Here is a 16,303-nt window from a genome sequence, read left to right as displayed (position 1 = left end):
TAGGCAAAAAGTCGGGTGATAATATAGGTGGTGGAGATGGGTGCGCAGACCAATGTGGCGCCAATCATCATCAAGAAGAAGCGTGTGTCGGGTGGTGATGGTCACCACGGCGGTGCGTGGAAAGTTGCATATGCCGACTTTGTCACGGCCATGATGGCCTTCTTCATGTTGATGTGGCTGCTGAACGCGACAACTGAACAGCAACGCAAAGGGTTGGCGGATTACTTCGCCCCGACAATCCCTCTGAGCCCCGAATCCGGCGGCGGAGACGGTGCTTTTGGCGGCGACAGTATGTTGTCGGAAAAGACATTGCTGCGGAATGGTGCCGGGGCCAGCACCAAACACGCAACTGAATCCCGTCAGGCACGCGGGTCAACCGGTTTGGATGCCATCGGTGGTGGCAAAGTTGACACCGAAGACTTCTCGACGCTTGAAGCTCAGCTTTTGGGGCGAACCGGTGAAAGCGAGGTGTCGGATAAGCTTCTCAGGCATATCGTGACACGCGTCACCGACGAAGGATTCGTTGTTGAGCTATTCGATACGGACACCCAGCCACTGTTCGACCCCGGTTCCGGGAAACCAACCGGGATCTTGCGGGCGCTTGCTTTGATCATAGCGCGTTCTTCGGATCTCGTGACCAACCCGATTGCTGTCAAAGGCCATGTCAGCGCATCTCCTGTTGTGCAGGTTCGCAATACCACCTGGGATCTGTCCACTGCCCGGGCGCAATCAGTCCGCCAGCTGTTACAGGACAAAGGCGTAGCGGCAAGCCGGATGGATCGCGTCACAGGTCATGCTGACCGAAAACTCTTCACCGACAATCCGATGGCGGTTCGGAACAACAGAATCGAAGTGATATTTCTGCGGCGACCCTATCTGCGGCGACCCTAAAGGATAGAACGCATTTTACCTGTTAGCGCGCTGTTAAGGGGCAGCGCGTTACCTGTTGCATCGAAGCTTGACGCAACAGAAGGGCGCGCCAATGACAATTTCCTCTTCGCTGAATGCCGGTGTGGCGGCGTTGAAGGCCAACGCCAACAGGTTGGCAACGATTTCCGACAACATCGCAAACTCTTCGACCTACGGATACAAACGAGTGGAAACTGACTTTCATTCGATGGTCACGTCTGGCCAGGGTGGCAGTTACTCGGCAGGGGGCGTGCGCACGACCAGCCAGCGCATGATTGATCAGCGCGGATCACTGGTGACCACCAGCAACTCTACCGATCTTGCAGTGCGCGGACGCGGCATGTTGCCGGTACGATCCAGCTCGCAGGTCGGCGCAAATTCGAACGAGATGTTGCTGACGACCACGGGTTCCTTCCGGACCAACGACGAAGGATATCTGGTGACCGAATCCGGCCTTGTTCTTTTGGGATGGCGTGCTGCGGCAGACGGGTCCATCCCGCCCGTTCCACGCGACACGCCCGCCGCGCTTGAACCAATTCAGTTGAGCGTCAACCAGTTGTCCGGTGCCCCGACGACAAAGATGAACCTGCGTATGAACCTTCCCGCAACAGCAACAGATGCGGGTGCGCCGGGCGACACACAGCCTTTATCGGTCGAGTATTTCGACAATCTTGGGAAATCCGAAAGTATTGATATTCAGCTGATCCCGACCGTTCCCGCAACTGGCAGCAGCAATGAATGGACCATGGTTCTGCGCGATTCAGCATCCGGTGGCGCGATTATCGGGGAATACACTTTGACCTTTACCGATAATCGAACGGCTGGTGGTACGCTGGCCAGCGTCACTCCTGTATCCGGTGGCGCTTACGATCCGGTAACCGGCAGTGTCATGGTCAATGTCGCTGGCGGCCCGATGGAGGTCAATATCGGACTGATCGGCGATTCCGATGGCATTACTCAGCTGTCCGACACCTTCGCGCCAGTTTCAATCACGCGGGATGGCTCTGCCGTTGGTACGATGACCAGCGTTCAGGTCGATGAAAGTGGCTATGTCTATGCATTCTACGATACCGGCGTCAGCCGCCGAATGTTCCAGATCCCGCTGGCCGATGTTCCTAACCCCAATGGCCTGACGGCACTGGACAGTCAAACCTACGCGCCATCCCGCGAAAGCGGCACGTTCTTTCTGTGGAACGCGGGCGAAGGCCCAACCGGTGATATCGTTTCCTTCGCACGCGAAGAATCCACCACGGATGTGGCAACCGAGCTGACATCCCTGATCCAGACACAACGCGCCTATTCATCCAGCGCCACGGTGATCCAGACGGTGGACGAGATGCTTCAGGAAACGACCAACCTGAAGCGCTGATCCAGGCACTGACCAAAGGAAAGGAGCGGCCTCATGAATATGTCGACGGCACTCAATAACGCATTGGGCGGGCTGACAGCGGCCAGTCGCGGGGCCGCTGTAGTGTCGGGGAATATCGCGAATGCCCTGACACCGGGCTATGCGCGCAGGTCCCTTGAACTGGCGACAAGCCCCATATCTGGCAATGGCGTGCGTACGGTTGGAGTGATCCGGCATCAGGACCCGGTTCTGACGGCCAACAGACGGTCGTCAGACGCCGAGCTTGCCTTTCAATCCGCCATTTCGGATTTCCGTTCACGGTTCGAAAACTTTGTCGGAACAGCAGACGGCACGCCATCCCTTGCCAGCCGTATGTCTGCCTTGGAAAACAGCTTCATCACCGCAGCCAGTCTCCCCGACTCGATCGAAAGGCTTGATCAAGTGGCGCGCGCGGCGCGCGATCTTACGGCAGAGCTTAACGCGGCTTCTGAGGGTGTGCGACAGGCACGCTCGGACGCGGACCGCAAGATAGGCGCTCAGATCGAAAGCCTGAACCTGGTTCTGAAAGATATCGAAGTTCTGAACGCAAAGATTCCGGCCATTCAAAATTCCGGCGGCGATATCGGGGCCTTGCTGGATCAACGGCAAGTCCTGATCGATCAGGTCAATACTTTGATCCCAGTCAACGTTGTGCCACGTGCCAACGATCAGGTATCGCTCTATTCAGACGGCGGTTTGATACTTCTTGAAGGTAAGGCGTCCGAGTTCACCTTTTCCACGACCGGTGAGACGAAACCCCACATGACGGTTGCAAATGGTCTCCTGTCCGGATTGGCTATGAACGGCAACCCGGTACGCACCAGCAGGGACACTGCGCAAATCCGTGGCGGCGCGTTGATGGCCCAGTTTTCAATTCGCGATGAATTGGCGGTTGAGGCGCAGCTGCAGCTTGATACCGTTGCCCGCGATCTTATCGAACGATTTGAAACGCCGGGCTTGGATCCCACGGCACTTGCGACAGATCCCGGTCTGTTCACAGACAACGGAAATCGGTTCGACCCGACAATCTTTGTCGGGCTGTCATCGCGCATTTCGGTGAATTCGGTTGCGGACCCCGACAACGGCGGGAACAGCTGGAAGCTCCGCGCCGGGCTGGGTGCCGCAACGCCGGGCGATCCCGGACAAGCGTCGCAACTGCGTGCTTTCGGTTCCATTCTGAATGATGCGCGCACCGTACCTGGCGGGCTGTTTGGCACTGGAAACATGCGCGCCGCCGAGTTGACCGAGGCGCTTATGTCGAAAGCCGGGGCGCAATCTCACGCTGCAGAGCAGCGGAAGGTTTTTGCCAGCAACAGCCAACAACAAATGTCACAGATTGAGGCCGAACAAGGCGTCGATACGGATCAGGAATTACAGCGCCTCATGCAGATCGAGCAGACATACGCAGCAAACGCGCGTGTCATCTCGGTCGTCGATGAGCTTATGGAAACGCTTCTGAGGTTATTAGCATGAACTTGACTGCTATCGGCGATCTGGCGCGCGGTATGACCCTTCGCACCCGCGCCACTGAAATCAAAACACAGATTGAAACCCTCTCTTACGAGATGTCCACCGGCAAAGTGCAGGATATATCTGGTCGGCTTGGCGGAAATTACTCTCAGATCCTGGATCTGGATCGCTCGCTTGCCAGGCTCGACGCCTTTGGCATCGCCACAGCCGAAGCGGCCCTGTTCACGGATGCCATGCAGTTGAGCCTGAAGACATTTGGAGATTCGGTTGGCGAAATGACCGCGTCTCTGTTGACCTACGGAACGGCCAATCAGCCGGTAAATCATGCGCAGGCGTCAGATCATGCCAGGAATGAGCTCGACACGATGGTATCGGCGCTCAACACGCGAGTTGGTGGGCGCAGTCTGTTTTCGGGTACAGCCACGGATGTCTCGCCACTGCCCTCGACTGACACGCTGTTGGCTGCGTTGAAGACACAACTGACGGGGGCTGTGACCGTCGCCGACATACGCTTGGCTGCCGACACATGGTTCAACAGCCCTGCCGGGTTTGACGCCATGATTTATCAGGGCGCGAGCACCACACTCTCTCCTATGCAGATCTCGGAAAATGAAAGCGTTACGCTGCCACTCACGGCAACCGACCCGGCATTCAAGGCGGCCCTAAGGGATGTTGCAATAGCGGCATTAGCCACCGACAATACGTTGGCTCTTTCTTCCGACCAGCGCACCGCCCTGTTCACCCAGCTGGGCGTCGATCTGGCCAACGCACAGGATGCCACGGTAAACCTGCGGGCCCAGGTCGGCAGCGCCGAGGCCCGCATCGAACAGGCCGCCACGCGAAATTCGATGGCCCGAACCAGTCTGGAATTCAGCCGGAACGAACTGATCGCGGCCGATCCTTATGAAACAGCGGCGAAATTGCAAACGGTGCAGTTTCAGTTGGAAAGTCTCTATTCGGTAACCGTTCGCAATGCGAACCTTTCGCTGGTGAATTTCCTGAGATGAGGGCGCTGATACTTCTCCTGATCCTTGTTCCCGGTATAGCCTGGGCGGGGGCGATCCGCCTCAAGGACCTCGTGGATTTCGATGGTGTCAGAGGCAATGATCTTGTGGGTTATGGCCTGGTTGTCGGTTTGAACGGAACCGGTGACGGATTGCGCAACTCTCCTTTCACCGAAGAGATCATGTCCAACATCCTGGAGCGTTTGGGTGTCAACGTAACGGGCGAGGATTTCCGGCCCAAGAATGTGGCAGCGGTTTTGGTGACAGCCAGTCTGCCGCCTTTCGCCAGAGTCGGCGGCCAAATTGATGTAACGGTTTCGGCGATAGGCGATTCAAACAGTCTGTTGGGTGGGACACTGGTTATGACCCCGCTAAACGCAGCAGACGGGCAAATCTATGCGGTTGCACAAGGCACAATCCTTGCAGGTGGCGTTTCCGCTGAAGGAGAGGCTGCGTCGATCGTGCGTGGGGTACCAACCTCGGGTGTGATCCCGTCCGGCGCGCGTGTTGAGCGTGAAATTGAGTTCGACTTGTCAACTTTAACCCAAATGCGCCTTGCGTTGAGAGAACCCGATTTCACCACGGCCGCGCGTATCGAATTCGCCATAAACACCGAGTTCAACAGAGCTGTGGCAATCATGCGCGATTCAGGCACGGTTGAACTCAACATTGCTGCAACTCAGGCAGTGTCGACGGCCCATGCCATTGGGCGTATCGAGAATATTCTGGTCGAGCCGGAAGCAAAGGCGCGTGTGGTGGTCGATCAGCGCTCTGGCACCATCGTAATGGGGCAGGAAGTCCGGATATCGCGTGTGGCTGTCTCTCAGGGTAATCTGACCCTGACAGTTCAGGAAGCACCGATTGCCGTGCAACCCAATCCGTTTGCCAGGGGCGAAACAGTGGTCGTTCCGCGCACTATTGCAGGGATCGAAGAGGAAGAAGGAACCGGCCTTGCCGAAATCCCCGAAGCTACGACCCTGTCCGAGGTTGTCGCAGGCCTGAATGCGCTGGGGGTATCGCCCCAGGATATGATCGATATCTTGAAAACCATCAAAGCGGCGGGCGCCTTGCACGCAGAATTTGTTGTCAGGTAGCCGATATCTTTGGTCCTACGGGCGTGCCACAAACACGCCCGTGACGTTAAGGCCTATTTCGATTTCCAGCTGTCCAGCCAGCGCTGAAATCTGTTTCGGCGTTCTTCAATCGCGTCACCGGCCGCATAAAAGCCGTCTTCCACATTCTCGATCATCGGATCAATTCGGGCCTTTCGGAACCTGCGCCAGCGCACCCAAACCGCCCAGACCAGCGCGGCGAAAATTGTCAGGAAAATGATGTTGAACCAGGGAATGACCTGCACATCCGGCCCTTCCACATGTTTGATGAAAATGGCGTTGGGAAAGATCGACATGAACTCGTTTCGCCATCCGTAATGGGTCACGACCACCCATTTCGGGTTTTCCTTGGTCGATTTCGCATCATTGGCTTCGGTGTAAAGGTTCGCCGTGTCGAACTTGAAGTAGGGTGGCCACCCCCACCCGGTGTCTTCGTTTCGGTACACGATCGGCTTGCCATTTTCGCGCACGGCCTGAATGAATTGCACATCCCGGTTGGACAGGCTGGTGGATTGGTCTTCGGGTTCGGACCAGAAAATCCGTGTCCAGTCGTTCAGATCCTGCCGCTCTTCGTAGGTGTTTACGATACGCACAACATCATGTTGCGGCAGCGAGTATTGCAGGATCACGGCGATCGTTCCCCAGAAGATGATGATGAACGCCCATTTCACATAGGCCATGCCTAAACCCTCACATGTAATTCACGATGTAGATCAGTGCGCCAATCGCCACCCATGGCACAATATAGACACCCAGGATCAGTTTGCGCCGGAACGAATTGTCATACACATGCAATCCGCGTTCGACAAAAGCGTCCTTGTTGCCTGTCTTGCCCTTCTCATCCCACCAGCTTTCCAGTTTGCGACGGCGTATCCCGCGCGAGTAGAAAGACAGCGCGACATAGGCGATCGACTGGATCACCAACAAGATCAGCAAAAGGCGCAATAACCCGAACATTTCAGCCTTTCCTTACCGAACCCCACGGACCAACACGCGCGATTATGTCATCGCTGACCCGGTCTTCTCCGCTCATATCCGGCTCATGGCCGAACAGCGCGGCACGGGCCCCTTGCTTGTCCACCTGATACTCGCGCGCGAGGAAGTCGGCAACATAGGCTTTCTTGCTCTCGGGCCATCTGGAATAGGTGCTATAGAACAGCTCTTTGTGGCAAATGAACATCTGGCGCGGGTCCAGCGGGGCCAGTTCGGCCAGCAGCATGTTCACCAGATCACGGTTCGGCGTGTCAGCGGCGCGCAAAGTGTAGAAATAAGCCGGATGATCCGACGTGATACGCGGCCACGGCCCCCCGTCGCTTGCCCAGCGCAACAGTTGCGCAAGGCCGTGATAGGCTTCGGGCAAGCCATCCGAGTGAGTGCGCGCCAACCGCCGCATATCGCTTCGGTCCAGCCCGGTCAGGTCGACATCCGCATCCGCCGCCGCATCGACAGTCAGGAAATCCATCTTCTGCTGCAGGATTGCGGCAGCGTCTACACCGCGCGCCTTGACGATGGGTTCGACCAGATCATTGTAATCCAGAAACTTGGCAATCTGGTTCCGCTGCAACGGGTCAAAAACGTATTTGATCGGCAAATCGTCAGGCCTGTCACCCATACAGATCGCCGCCGGGTGATCCAGGTCCGGGAACAGGTACAGCCCGCCAAAATGCGCCGTCCAGAAGTTGCGTTGCTCAAAATCCGTGTGACGCAGATGGACGGGGTTGCGCGTAACGTCGCCGGTCTCCTTGGCGGTCTCGATCATCCTGGCGATCAGCACATCGTCGAACCAGGCGTCCTCGGCGGTTTTGAACTGTTCGACCATGCCCGCCAGCTGCTGCGCCTTACGCAAGGTGCCGCCTGCGGTGTCGGCCTCAATCTCGATCTTGCGCAGATTGAACAGATCGTGGGGACTGCTGAGTTTGAAGACCGAGTTCACCAACTCTCCGGCCACGGCATCGGTGGCGGTCAGGGCAAACAGCTGCGCCTCGTTCATCTCGATGAACTCGCGCAGGATATCGCGCGAGGTCGAGAACTTGACGTTCAGCAAAGGCGCGCGTTTCTGCTCGGTCGTCAGCAGGATGAACTGCCGGTTGACCCCATTGGGGTTGAGGTAGAGCTCATCCTCCAGCTCAATCCCCACCTCCGGCGAATAGCCCGAGATATCGACATGGAAATCCGAAAGCTGAGTGGTCTTGCCCGCCAGATGCTGCAGCGCGCGGTTATACCGCTCGACCAGAGCCGGGCTGGAGATGTGGACGAGATTGCCGAACATCAGGCCTTTTTCGATGAGGCGGATCATATGCTCATGAACCAGTTTTCATCGACATGGACTTCTTCAATCATCCTCTTTGAAACACCTAGTTCATTGTCTTTTAGCAAATCGCACAGCCGTTCCCCGTCAATCAGGTCAATCGCTGTCGCGCCATCACGGGTCGCTTCATCCGATGCTTGCGCCGTAAAACTTCCGGTTGTTATGAACAATCCTTTGTCTGCACGTCCCATCATCGCTCCTCTAAAGTCACGAATATCAGAGGATCCAACGCTACCCTTGTACCGCTTGCATTGGAAAAAGACTTGGAACGAAACCAGGTTAACTCTGAGAACACCGACCCCGTCTATTCCGCCATCCCCCGACTTTCCCCTGACTTCCACCTTAGTGAAACCGCTTTCTCTTAGTAGCCGTTGGGCAAGCCTTTCAAACGCTGATGGGTCCATCGACTTTAGTACGTCCAAGAGTTCATTACGCCAATCTCGAACGCTGCTGTCAGGCCCCTCAGCCGCCGCCATTGAGCCGCTTATGAATTCAGGGTTTTGTTGGTTAACTTCTTCTTTCGCTTTCTTTTCTCGACGCTTCAGACGAGCTTTCTCGCGCTCTTCAGCATTAACTTGATCGCTGATTTCTTTTGTCTGTTTGTACTCGGTTATTCGTGCCCCAGACTCAGTTATGGCCCACACTCCCCGAGCCGAATTTTCAATTGCACCACCGCGCTTTAGATAGGTCCGGGACCAAGCCAAATAGTAGTTCATTCTGGGACGAGGATCGTCGCCAGACATTTGAAATGCTTGCTCTTCTTCGGTTACACCTTCCAGCTCCGCAACCTTTTCGTCCATTTCTTGAATGGTCCCAGAGCCACCCATAGAGCGCAATGCTTCAAGTGTAACCAGCATCATACCCGGCAAATCTGGGAAGCCTTCCGCTTCGATTACAAACCGTCGTTCGCTCATTGTTTACTCTCCAGATACCGCCGCTTGGCCTCTTCCATCCGGCCCATCTCGCGCACCGCGTTTTCGATGGCGACCTCGTCGCTCTTGTCGGCATAGCGGAACTCGCTGTCGGCGTAGCGGTTGATCTCTTGCATCACCATTTCCACCGTGATCGGTTGGCGCAGGTCCTCGATCATCGCTTTCTTGGTGTCGTAGTCGCGGAACAGGAACAGGTCGGGGTTTTCCATCCACTCGTCGGGCAGTTCGAAATCCATCGCGCGGACCTTGACCGCGTCGGTGATGTTCTTGATCGCGCGACCGGTAAACCGTTCATCCGCCTGCTGGATCGCCTTGAGGTAGGTACCCAGCTTGGCGATCGTATCCATCTGGCCGATCTCGCCAGACACCCGGTCATAGACCTGCAGCAAGGCGTCCTCATGCGGGCGGGAATGGCTTTCGAAACTGGCGGCAACAGCCTTTTTGATCTCTTGCGCGGCATAGGCTTCGTGCTCGCCCAGCGGGATGTCATGGTTGCGGCCCATCAGCAGGTGCAGGATGTCGATGTAATCCTCGCGCGTCTGCGGCCCGTCCACCAGGAACCGCGCGCCCGCCCGCTGACGCAGGGCGTCGTCCACATTCTCGGGGTAGTTCGAGAACATGCCAAAGGTGCAGTTGCCGCGCACGACGGTGTTGGCACCGGCAAAGCTCTCCATCAGCACAGCGGTGATTTCCAACTGCCCGGCCGAGGACTGCCGGTCGCCGCGCTTGCCCGCCAACTGGTCGATATCGTCGATGGTGCCGAAGCCGATGACCGAGGGGTCGATGATCGTGTTGATAAACGCCTTGGCGTTCTGGCCGGATTTGCCCTGATAGCTGTCGATATTGTCGGTGCTCAGGTTCTGATAGCGGAACGGATAGCCTGCGTTCTGGCAATACTCGTTGATCAGCCCGGCCATCATCTGGATCAGCGTGGTCTTACCGGTGCCCGGCTTTCCGTCACCCATGAAGGTAAAGATGAACCCGCCAAGTTCCGCAAACGGGTTCAGGCGGCGGTCGAAATCATAGGCCATCACCATCTTGGCCAGCTTCATCGCCTGATATTTGGCGATATGGTTGCCGACCACTTCGTTCGGCTTCTTGAACGTCATGGTCAAGGTGGTGGATTTGGCCTTGGAGGCCGGCTCGAACCCCCGGATCGTCAGATCGTCGGCCTCGATATGCCAGGCTGCGTTCTGGAACGGGGCCAGGTAACCTGCGGACCCTGCGCGCAGGGCTGACTTCTCCATCAGTTGCTCGGCATAGGCACTGGTGGCGGCGATCAGGTGGGCATCGTCCGAGGCGTATTTGGCCAGCGTCTGGTCCAGTTCCCACAACGCGCCGTGCAGGGCAAGTTGGCCGTTGTCTGTCAGGACCTCTTCGATCTCACCAATATCAACCGTGGTCTCACCCAGATGCGAGGACAACAGATAGGCCAGCGCATTGCCGAACGTGTGCATCGTGATCAGCGCTTCGGCTGTCAGAACCGCCGAAAACTCGGTCTTCCGCGCGGCGGGCAGATCCCCGGCAAGGTTTGCGCGTTTCAGATCCGCAAGCGGGGTCTGTTCCGCATAAGTGTCGGCCACGGCCAAAGCGATTGCGATGGCGCGGCGGATCGCCTGTTGTGCAGTTGCCTGCGGCGGCGAAACCAAGGCGTCACCATCGTCCGAGGCTTCGATCCTCTCAACCAGATGCACCCCGTCTGCGCGCACGGTCCGGCGTGTCACCAACCCCGGTGTCGTCGAGCGAAACCGCCGACCAGTCGAAACACCTGGTGAGCGTTCAACGGTAGATTCCACGGCTTTGGCGATCCGCGGCGCGTGTTCGAACCCGTTCAGCAAAGCGGTCGCTGCCGGATAATGCTTGCGAATGTCGTCTTCGCGCAATTCCATCTGATCTGACGTCAAACTCATCTAACAAACCGCCCTTGCTTCATCTTTTCAAAAATACTCTCGCCGAAGGCGAAAATTAGTACCTCAATACCTGCCCGGCATTGCTGACGACGAACTTGCGCACATCTGCAAACCCCGGCGGGTTACGTTCGGCCAGCACCTGAAACGGGCGCTGTGGCAGGATGATCGACCGTTGGGTGCGGGTGGCGCCGGTTTCGGCCCCCTGCCCGCCGAAAGGATCCAGCGCAAAGACCTCGCGCTCGACAGTTGAAAACCAGCCCGCGCGCTCCTCGATGACCTCTTCGCTGTGCAGCTCTTCGGTTGTCCAGGCCAGCGCCCAATCCTGCCCTTGCGGAGATTGCGCATCCTCCAACACCTGCCGCAAAGGGCCGGATTGTTCGGTATAGGCCGAGGAATACATCGGCCCCACATGGATTCGACGAAGGTGTTTGGGATGCAGGTCATCGAAATCTTGATCAAAGCCCTTGGCGATGGTCACCAATTTCAGACCGCCCAGCGATTGCGCCATCAGATGTGCCTGCACCTCGGGCCAGCGGCGTTGGTCCTTGGGCAGGGCGGTTTTGCCTGTGTCCTCCAGCTGCATCAGATAGATGACGGGCAGGTTGACCTGACTGTCATAGACCGCCCAGTGGATCAAGAACTTGCGCCGCTCGCCCTCATTCCCGATCCAGTGACATTCGGGATCGTTGCGGGCCCAGAACAACTGACCCTTAAGCAACTCTTCGTAATAAAGCCTTTGCGACAGCGCAAATTGCAGCTTGGTTGGAATTTCCCGGTCGCCGATGATCGTGCGGACCATGTCGGTTTTCAGGTCATCTTCCGAGGGCATATTCGCCAAATGCACCTGCGCCTGTTGCGCGTCATTGGCCATGGTCAGCAACTCGGCAGCCACCGGAAACCCGCTGTCGCGCTTGTCCATGGCGAGGCTGCCAAAGAACCGCCCCGTATCGCGCCCAACCAGCAGGTATTTCATGCTAAGCGCGCGAAAGGTGTAGAGCAGCCCCGAGAGGTAGCGCGACACGATCCGCACCTCTTGCTTGCTAATCGCGCCCTCGGCCTCCATCGTCGCCGCCACGCGCAACAGGTGGACGGTGATCACCTCGAATTTGCGGAAATACCGGCGCGAGGCGAAAGTGTCGGTCAGGCCAACATGGTCTTTGGTGGGGTTACTCATTGGCAGATTTATTACACCCGTTTGTGCGGCATTGCTGAAACCGCCAAGGCAAAAGAAGAACTTCCGAGATTAGAGGTTGAACCACCTCATCCCCCATACAAATTCTTATCATGCTTCTCGACAATCGAGGCAAACCGGCGGGCAAAGCGTTCATCCGCCTTGGCCTTTTTCTCCAGCACGTCGCGAGCAAAGACCATGTGGTCCTCGTGTGCCTCAAGCATGTCGGCCATCTTCTGGTTGGTCGCGGTGCCGATGGCGGCCATCGCCGTCTGCGCCTCTTGGTCCGTCTGCACACCGATCTCGTTGATGCGGTGGGCCACGTCCTGCTGCTGCGCGGTTTTCAGCGATTTGGTCAGGGCGTCATACAGCACCACGCGCTGCTGCGTGTCTGTCTGCAGCTTGTTGATCAGCACCATCTGCGTCGCCGCCTGGTTCTGCAGTGAATCGACCCAGGTCTTACCCTTTTCGATATAACGCTCCAGCGTCTGAGACTTGGCCAACTTGACCTGCTCTTCCTGAACCTTGGCGTTGTATTGCTTGTTCAGCTCGGCCAGCTGAGTTTCCAGCTGGGTGCGCGCGGCGGCGTCCTGTTCGACACTGATCTTGTTTTCCAGCGTGATAATCGCCGGGTCCATGCCCTGGATCTCGGCCCGCAGTGCTTCCAGTTCGGCCACGGTTGCCTCGCGATCGTCCAGCGTGCCTGTCAGGTTATCCTCGACCTTTACGCGTTGCTCTTCCAGCACAGTCAGCTGCCCTTGCAACAGCTTCACGATCACATCGGATTTGGCGATCAGGTCCTGCAATTTGTCGTCGATATTGGCCGTTCGCATCCGCTCTTGCCGGAGCGACTCGGATTTTCCCTTGGAAAAGATGCCGACAAACGACTCCCACCCGGTTTTCGAGCGCATCTCGTCGAAATCCTTGGAAAACGCGTTGGTAACATCGTCCAGACCCATGATCAGCTCGGCGATGTTGGCGTTCATCACCTCAGTATGGGCGTGAACATCCTCAAGCGTGGCATTTTCGATGTCGATATCGGCCTCGGCCGTTCCAATCTTGGCCCGCGCCGCTTCGATCCGCGAGGTCAGCCCCTCAATCTGCGACTGGCTTTCGCGCACTTTCGTTTGCGTTTCTTTGATAAGCGCTTCGAATTGCTGGTTCGACATCTCTGCTGTCCTTTTTTTCTTTAATTACCCAATAAGATAGGGAATGTTACGGTCATTTACATCCCCTTGAGTCCAAAAATCACGCAAACTCTGGCAAACTTGGGGTGGAAAGGAAAGCCACGTGATCGCAACCTGACGTAGAACTCAACGCTGCGACTATGCTGCAACGATTGGGTCTGAAAATAATTTGATCAAATCTGGGCTGATCGACCCGCATCGGTGGACATAGACAAAGCCCTCAACACCTGATTGGGTGCGGCAACTCAACTTCTGCGCGGAGAATGACATGCTGGACGCAACGACCGATCTGAAATCAATTCTGAAGAATCCTGACTTGCTTGTAACCAAAGCCTATATCGGTGGTCAGTGGGTGGACGGTGACAACGGAACTTTCGACGTGACCAACCCGGCCCGGGGCGATGTGGTGGCCAAAGTGGCCGATGTCAGCCGAGCGCAAGTCGCCGGAGCAATTGCACAGGCCGAAGCCGCGCAAAAGGAATGGGCCAAGTTGACCGGCAAGGAACGAGCGGTGATCCTGCGGCGCTGGTTCGACCTGATGATGGAGAACGCCGAAGATTTGGGCAAGATCCTGACCGCGGAGCAGGGCAAACCACTGGCTGAGGCCATCGGAGAAATCGGCTATGGTGCCTCCTTCATCGAATTTTTCGGGGAAGAGGCCAAGCGGGTGTATGGCGAGACCATCCCCGGGCATCAGCGCGACAAACGGATCATGGTACTGAAACAGCCCATTGGTGTGGCGGCTTCGATCACACCCTGGAACTTTCCCAACGCCATGATCACTCGCAAGGCAGGACCTGCGCTGGCGGCGGGGTGTGCTTTTGTTGCCCGCCCGGCGGCAGAAACGCCACTGTCCGCGCTGGTTCTGGCGCTTCTAGCGGAACAAGCCGGCGTGCCAGCTGGTGTCTTCAACGTGGTGCCTTCATCCCAGGCCAGCGAGATCGGCAAGGAGTTCTGCGAAAACCCCGGTGTGCGCAAGTTGACCTTTACCGGCTCGACCGAGGTGGGGCGTATCCTGCTGCGGCAAGCTGCTGATCAGGTCATGAAATGCTCGATGGAACTGGGCGGCAATGCACCCTTTATCGTGTTTGATGACGCCGATCTGGATGCAGCCGTCGAAGGCGCGATGCTGTGCAAATTCCGCAATAACGGCCAGACCTGTGTCTGCGCCAACCGCATCTATGTACAGGCCGGTGTTTACGACGCGTTCGCTGCCAAACTGAAAGCGGCGGTCGAAGCCCTGAAAATCGGCGACGGTCTGGCCGAGGGCACCACAACCGGTCCGCTGATCAATGCCGATGCGGTCGCCAAGGTGGAAGAGCATATCAAGGATGTCACGGACAAGGGCGGCGCTGTTCTGACCGGCGGCTTGCCTCACGATCTGGGCGGTACGTTCTTTCAGCCGACCATCGTGACCGGAGTGACTCAGGACATGATGGTGGCGCAGGACGAAACCTTTGGCCCGCTAGCCCCGCTGTTCAAGTTCGAGGATGAAGATGACGTGATCGCAATGGCGAATGACACGATCTTTGGCCTGGCCTCGTATTTCTATGCAAAAGATCTGAGCCGCGTCTACAAAGTGGCCGAAGCGCTGGAATATGGCATTGTCGGCGTGAACACCGGCATCATCTCGACCGAGCTGGGCCCGTTCGGCGGCGTCAAGCAATCCGGTCTGGGTCGCGAAGGCAGCCACCACGGCATGGAAGACTATCTTGAGATGAAATACGTCTGCATGTCGGTCTGATCTGGCGGCCATCGCCTTGGGGCGGTGGCCATTCTGCCCACAGGCAAGGCGTTGTTCCGGTCAAACGGGCCGGTGACGGCTGGGCAATGACCCAATTTCACCAAGCATGAATTCCCCGCGGGCAAGCTTCGTGGGGACTTTTCCTCTAGGCCTGATCCGATCCCAAGCTTAAGTCTTTCCCTCTTTCGTTATCACGGTCGTTACGGTGCGCGTCACCCGACTTCTGGTGATTGCAATCGCCCCTATGACCAAGGCACAGGCTATGGCTTGCGCAGTTGTGATTGCTTCTCCAAACGCGAAGAACCCGACTGCAAACATTGTGGGCAATTCAATGCTTCCGACAACCGCAGTTTGAGAAGCTCCGATCAGCGGCGAACAGATCGTGTAAACAAGCTGCGGCACAAGCGCCGTGACCAACCCAATTCCAATGATCAGAACCCATTCGGACTGACCTTCAGGAAACAGCGTGGAAACGTCTGCATTCAGCATCAAAGGCAAAAGCCCAAGAACCGATCCCAGAGACACCGAGGCGATACGTGCAAGTGGCGCAATTCGTGACAACCTGTGGACCAGAACAGAAATCCCGAAGCCAAAACCAAATGGCGCTGCCAGAGAGATTAGAAGCGTAGGAATGTGCTCGACCGGAACGGATGCTGGCGAGCCTGCTATGATGGCAGCCAGAATGATGAGACCAGACGCAAGAAACGCGCGCCTTGTGGGTGTATCGGCGAACAAGACCCACGCAATGATCAACGTGAAAACCGGATATGTCATATAGAGCACGCCCACCGTCGATGCGGGCAGTGTCTTTAGGGCTGTGACATATCCGATCCAGCCAAGCCCCATCACCACTCCGACCGCAAGACCCCAACAAATCTCGCGCCAGGCTTTTCGATGTACGACGAGAACTGGCAGTAACAAAACCGCCGGAACGATGTAGCGGTAGAATGCGACGGCGAAAGGTGCGACGCCCTGCTCGGTCAATCCCCTGCTGAAATAGGGAACAAGCCCGAAACAGACTGATGCGAAAAGTACGCCAACAACCGCAAGCGATTGGGGAATAGCCGGTCTGGTCTGCGTGGATGCCGTCGACATCTGCAAGTTCTAGCACAGGTTCACGACGAGTGTAGCCGAGTTTACCGGGCCGACGCTTTGATGTGCAAAGGCGC

Annotated in this window: 14 protein-coding genes; 6 read left to right on the top strand and 8 right to left on the bottom strand. The window is 57.0% G+C overall.

Annotated elements, in window-relative coordinates; all coding sequences use genetic code 11:
* Positions 1 to 36 precede the first annotated feature (36 nt).
* The 5 genes from ACR0J7_RS11930 (at position 37) to ACR0J7_RS11910 (ending at position 5,864) form a co-directional block, all read left to right on the top strand.
* Positions 37 to 891, top strand: a complete 855-nt coding sequence (locus ACR0J7_RS11930; RefSeq protein WP_480914399.1) for a flagellar motor protein MotB — start codon at positions 37 to 39, stop codon at positions 889 to 891.
* Between the two features lie 91 nt (positions 892 to 982).
* On the top strand, positions 983 to 2,278 hold the full coding sequence (locus ACR0J7_RS11925) for a flagellar hook protein FlgE (protein WP_267366907.1): 1,296 nt from the start codon (positions 983 to 985) through the stop codon (positions 2,276 to 2,278).
* A 33-nt stretch (positions 2,279 to 2,311) separates the two neighbouring features.
* Positions 2,312 to 3,769 carry a flagellar hook-associated protein FlgK gene (flgK, locus tag ACR0J7_RS11920; protein WP_480914398.1) on the top strand — a complete coding sequence of 486 codons (1,458 nt, stop codon included), beginning with the start codon at positions 2,312 to 2,314 and terminating at the stop codon, positions 3,767 to 3,769.
* Positions 3,766 to 4,773: a flagellin gene (locus ACR0J7_RS11915; protein WP_480773971.1), complete on the top strand. Its 1,008-nt coding sequence runs from the start codon at positions 3,766 to 3,768 to the stop codon at positions 4,771 to 4,773. The genes flgK and ACR0J7_RS11915 overlap by 4 nt, the downstream gene beginning before the upstream one ends.
* Positions 4,770 to 5,864 (top strand): flagellar basal body P-ring protein FlgI, encoded by a 1,095-nt coding sequence (locus ACR0J7_RS11910; protein ID WP_480488149.1) that lies wholly within the window; start codon positions 4,770 to 4,772, stop codon positions 5,862 to 5,864. Before ACR0J7_RS11915 ends, ACR0J7_RS11910 begins: the two co-directional genes overlap by 4 nt.
* A 53-nt stretch (positions 5,865 to 5,917) precedes the next feature.
* On the opposite strand, the gene ACR0J7_RS11905 is transcribed toward ACR0J7_RS11910, so the two are convergent.
* From ACR0J7_RS11905 to ACR0J7_RS11875, 7 genes are all read right to left on the bottom strand, one after another.
* Positions 5,918 to 6,562, bottom strand: a complete 645-nt coding sequence (locus ACR0J7_RS11905) for a DUF1523 family protein (RefSeq protein WP_480914397.1) — start codon at positions 6,560 to 6,562, stop codon at positions 5,918 to 5,920.
* 10 nt (positions 6,563 to 6,572) lie between these two features.
* On the bottom strand, positions 6,573 to 6,839 hold the full coding sequence (locus ACR0J7_RS11900) for a hypothetical protein (protein WP_480483903.1): 267 nt from the start codon (positions 6,837 to 6,839) through the stop codon (positions 6,573 to 6,575).
* 1 nt (position 6,840) lies between these two features.
* Positions 6,841 to 8,178, bottom strand: a complete 1,338-nt coding sequence (locus tag ACR0J7_RS11895) for a DUF6638 family protein (protein WP_480914395.1) — start codon at positions 8,176 to 8,178, stop codon at positions 6,841 to 6,843.
* Positions 8,175 to 9,104, bottom strand: a complete 930-nt coding sequence (locus tag ACR0J7_RS11890) for a restriction endonuclease (protein ID WP_480914393.1) — start codon at positions 9,102 to 9,104, stop codon at positions 8,175 to 8,177. The genes ACR0J7_RS11895 and ACR0J7_RS11890 overlap by 4 nt, the downstream gene beginning before the upstream one ends.
* Positions 9,101 to 11,032, bottom strand: a complete 1,932-nt coding sequence (locus ACR0J7_RS11885; RefSeq protein WP_480914391.1) for an AAA family ATPase — start codon at positions 11,030 to 11,032, stop codon at positions 9,101 to 9,103. The genes ACR0J7_RS11890 and ACR0J7_RS11885 overlap by 4 nt, the downstream gene beginning before the upstream one ends.
* Before the next feature lie 55 nt (positions 11,033 to 11,087).
* On the bottom strand, positions 11,088 to 12,206 hold the full coding sequence (locus tag ACR0J7_RS11880; RefSeq protein ID WP_480773968.1) for a hypothetical protein: 1,119 nt from the start codon (positions 12,204 to 12,206) through the stop codon (positions 11,088 to 11,090).
* An 86-nt stretch (positions 12,207 to 12,292) separates the two neighbouring features.
* Positions 12,293 to 13,372 (bottom strand): coiled-coil domain-containing protein, encoded by a 1,080-nt coding sequence (locus ACR0J7_RS11875; protein WP_267365200.1) that lies wholly within the window; start codon positions 13,370 to 13,372, stop codon positions 12,293 to 12,295.
* A gap of 286 nt (positions 13,373 to 13,658) precedes the next feature.
* Between ACR0J7_RS11875 and ACR0J7_RS11870 the strand changes: the two genes are divergently transcribed.
* Positions 13,659 to 15,134: an NAD-dependent succinate-semialdehyde dehydrogenase gene (locus ACR0J7_RS11870; protein WP_480587288.1), complete on the top strand. Its 1,476-nt coding sequence runs from the start codon at positions 13,659 to 13,661 to the stop codon at positions 15,132 to 15,134.
* Between the two features lie 168 nt (positions 15,135 to 15,302).
* Here the strand turns inward: ACR0J7_RS11870 and ACR0J7_RS11865 are convergent, their stop codons facing one another.
* Positions 15,303 to 16,229: a DMT family transporter gene (locus tag ACR0J7_RS11865; RefSeq protein ID WP_480914389.1), complete on the bottom strand. Its 927-nt coding sequence runs from the start codon at positions 16,227 to 16,229 to the stop codon at positions 15,303 to 15,305.
* Between the last annotated feature and the right edge of the window lie 74 nt (positions 16,230 to 16,303).

Source organism: Ruegeria sp. O4, assembly GCF_056535125.1.
This window is presented reverse-complemented; position numbering and strand designations above follow the sequence as displayed.

Excerpts from the sequence above, each read along its gene's own strand:
- flgK (WP_480914398.1), top strand. The coding sequence starts at position 2,312 with ATGAATATGTCGACGGCACTCAATAACGCATTGGGCGGGCTGACAGCG.
- ACR0J7_RS11910 (WP_480488149.1), top strand. The coding sequence starts at position 4,770 with ATGAGGGCGCTGATACTTCTCCTGATCCTTGTTCCCGGTATAGCCTGG.
- ACR0J7_RS11865 (WP_480914389.1), bottom strand. The coding sequence starts at position 16,229 with ATGTCGACGGCATCCACGCAGACCAGACCGGCTATTCCCCAATCGCTT.
- ACR0J7_RS11925 (WP_267366907.1), top strand. The coding sequence starts at position 983 with ATGACAATTTCCTCTTCGCTGAATGCCGGTGTGGCGGCGTTGAAGGCC.
- ACR0J7_RS11875 (WP_267365200.1), bottom strand. The coding sequence starts at position 13,372 with ATGTCGAACCAGCAATTCGAAGCGCTTATCAAAGAAACGCAAACGAAA.
- ACR0J7_RS11890 (WP_480914393.1), bottom strand. The coding sequence starts at position 9,104 with ATGAGCGAACGACGGTTTGTAATCGAAGCGGAAGGCTTCCCAGATTTG.
- ACR0J7_RS11895 (WP_480914395.1), bottom strand. The coding sequence starts at position 8,178 with ATGATCCGCCTCATCGAAAAAGGCCTGATGTTCGGCAATCTCGTCCAC.
- ACR0J7_RS11900 (WP_480483903.1), bottom strand. The coding sequence starts at position 6,839 with ATGTTCGGGTTATTGCGCCTTTTGCTGATCTTGTTGGTGATCCAGTCG.
- ACR0J7_RS11905 (WP_480914397.1), bottom strand. The coding sequence starts at position 6,562 with ATGGCCTATGTGAAATGGGCGTTCATCATCATCTTCTGGGGAACGATC.
- ACR0J7_RS11880 (WP_480773968.1), bottom strand. The coding sequence starts at position 12,206 with ATGAGTAACCCCACCAAAGACCATGTTGGCCTGACCGACACTTTCGCC.
- ACR0J7_RS11915 (WP_480773971.1), top strand. The coding sequence starts at position 3,766 with ATGAACTTGACTGCTATCGGCGATCTGGCGCGCGGTATGACCCTTCGC.
- ACR0J7_RS11885 (WP_480914391.1), bottom strand. The coding sequence starts at position 11,032 with ATGAGTTTGACGTCAGATCAGATGGAATTGCGCGAAGACGACATTCGC.
- ACR0J7_RS11930 (WP_480914399.1), top strand. The coding sequence starts at position 37 with ATGGGTGCGCAGACCAATGTGGCGCCAATCATCATCAAGAAGAAGCGT.
- ACR0J7_RS11870 (WP_480587288.1), top strand. The coding sequence starts at position 13,659 with ATGCTGGACGCAACGACCGATCTGAAATCAATTCTGAAGAATCCTGAC.